Origin of the sequence: Roseovarius sp. D0-M9 (assembly GCF_037083805.1) — a bacterium.
In the GTDB taxonomy this organism is placed as follows: Bacteria; Pseudomonadota; Alphaproteobacteria; order Rhodobacterales; family Rhodobacteraceae; genus Roseovarius.
This window is the reverse complement of the sequence record NZ_JBAPKZ010000105.1, coordinates 1-1,872: the sequence shown is the minus strand read 5'-3', so window position 1 is coordinate 1,872 and position 1,872 is coordinate 1. Positions and strand designations below refer to the sequence as shown.

Sequence of the window (1,872 nt, the reverse complement as noted above, 5' to 3'; positions counted from 1 at the left end):
GGATGAGGTGCTGACAGAAACGAGCGACCTGGTTGGGCCGCGCGTTCGTCGTTAATCGGTGTGCCGGGCCATGCGGCCCGGCGCGCGCATCAGAAGCGGAATGTTGCGCGGACTTGCGCGGTAGTCGCTTCAACTTTAGTGTTCGGAGTGGTGTTGAAACCGTCGAACTCGTGGTACAGGACTTCGCCGCCTAGCGAGAAGTTTTCGGAGATGAGGTGCTCGTAGCCAGCACCGACGAAATAGCCGTCTTCATGGCTAAGATTGTTGGTTTCTGCCAATGCATAACCACCGGTCGCATAAAGTAGACCATTGCCCAGCTTATAACCGCCACGCAGTTTGGCGCGGAAGATATTGTCGATCTTGGTTTCGGGAGCATTGCCTAGACCGACATCAGTCCAGTCGTAGTCCAGACCGGCACCGACGACCCAGTTGCCCAGATCATAGTCGTACCCGGTGGTCAGACCCCCGATGAGGCCGTCACCATCAAGGCCGGCTGTGTCAGTGTCGATGTTAGCGTAGCCTAACTGGCCACCGGCGTAGAAGCCGGTCCAGTTTGGGGACGAGAAGACAGGCGCCGGTGCTGTAGCGACAGCGATAACGGGCTCCATGGGTGCAGGCTCGATGTTGCCGGCAAACGCGGTGCCTGTCATCAGGGTGGAGGTTACTGCTGCGGAGAGAAGGTGTTTCATGATGTTTCCTTTATTAGTGTTCAGACGCGCTGGAGTAAGTAACCCTCAACGTATCTCCCAGGCCCACGTTTGGTATTGACCTAACTTAGGTAACGGCCTGTGCGAGGTATTGGTTCCAAGAAAAGCAATACGCATCGGCGATAAACTGTCCAATTTGCTTTGTGATGGGGTGATTAAGGGCGCCACTGAACTGGCCCCCTGTGCGCGGCATGACGGTTGCCACCCCATCATGCTCTCGCATGGTGTCCAAGCCGACGCTGAGTATTTGAGGGGAGGGAGGCCTTCAAAAGATAAAAGAACCTGCGATTTATTCGTATAGCCTGCGTCAAAAATGTATGCTTGATCCTGCCTCAGCCCGATAGCATGACCTGATCGGGCGGCTTCGAAGACTGCGCGCCCTGCCGGCTCAGCGCGGGCCGCGACATCGACNCGGTGGGTCCATGCCTTCAAAAGCGTGGCCTGAACCAAGTCCTCGGCGCGATGCTTGTTGTTGGTCAGTTTCAGCGCCCGGCGATACAGCGACTGGGAATGCTGCGGAAGGAGGGTGTGAAAAGGGTGTGGTGTGATCATTGGTGCCTCTCGCTCAGGATGATTTTCGTCGCGCAAATCGGCCGCCGAATTGCACAGGCGACCGAAGGAGATGCCCGGAACCCGTATCCGTGGGGCAGAGGCGCGGGATCGCGCTTGCCGCTACGTTGCTGCCCGCGCACCACGAAGCGGCGGAAGCCGCAGTCTGGTTTTCCGTCGGGCACGGTGGCCCCGGCCTTGATGGCGCGTGCTGTTGCCTCGGCCTTGGTCAAGCGCCGCTTTCATGCGCGCTGCCGTTCCCAGATGACGAGGCATGGCCCGCTCCATCGGCGTGGCGCAGGGCGATCTCATAATGCTCGACCGCTTGCGCAAGCGAGGTCAGCGCGGCGTCCTTGCTGCCGGGTGCGCCGATTTCGATCATCAGAGCTTCGGCCTCTTCGATAAGCCTCACCATGGGGCCGTATTTCTTGGCCTTGGCGAGCTTGCCAAGGCTTGCGAAGATCTCTTCGAGCCGCGCAAACTGTTCACTCGTCCCTTTGCTCTGCTGCAGCGGCGCGTGGTTCGGCTCCGGATCGCTGATCATGCTTTGCATCTGTGGCTGCGCCTCGTGCATCTTGCGCTCGGCGTAGAGCACGTCTTTCAAGGTGTGCAGGCA

The 1,872-nt window shown here is 59.0% G+C and carries 3 protein-coding genes; all 3 read right to left on the bottom strand.

Going from position 1 to position 1,872, the window contains the following annotated elements; translation table 11 throughout:
- Positions 1–89: 89 nt before the first annotated feature.
- Positions 90–689 carry an outer membrane protein gene (locus V8352_RS21620; protein ID WP_336426321.1) on the bottom strand — a complete coding sequence of 200 codons (600 nt, stop codon included), beginning with the start codon at positions 687–689 and terminating at the stop codon, positions 90–92.
- Positions 690–734: 45 nt separating this feature from the next.
- Positions 735–1,259, bottom strand: coding sequence for an RNA polymerase sigma factor (locus V8352_RS22085; RefSeq protein ID WP_442971085.1), 525 nt, complete (start codon positions 1,257–1,259; stop codon positions 735–737).
- A gap of 226 nt (positions 1,260–1,485) precedes the next feature.
- On the bottom strand, positions 1,486–1,872 hold a 387-nt coding region (locus V8352_RS21615), incomplete at its 5' end, for a DUF892 family protein (protein ID WP_336426320.1).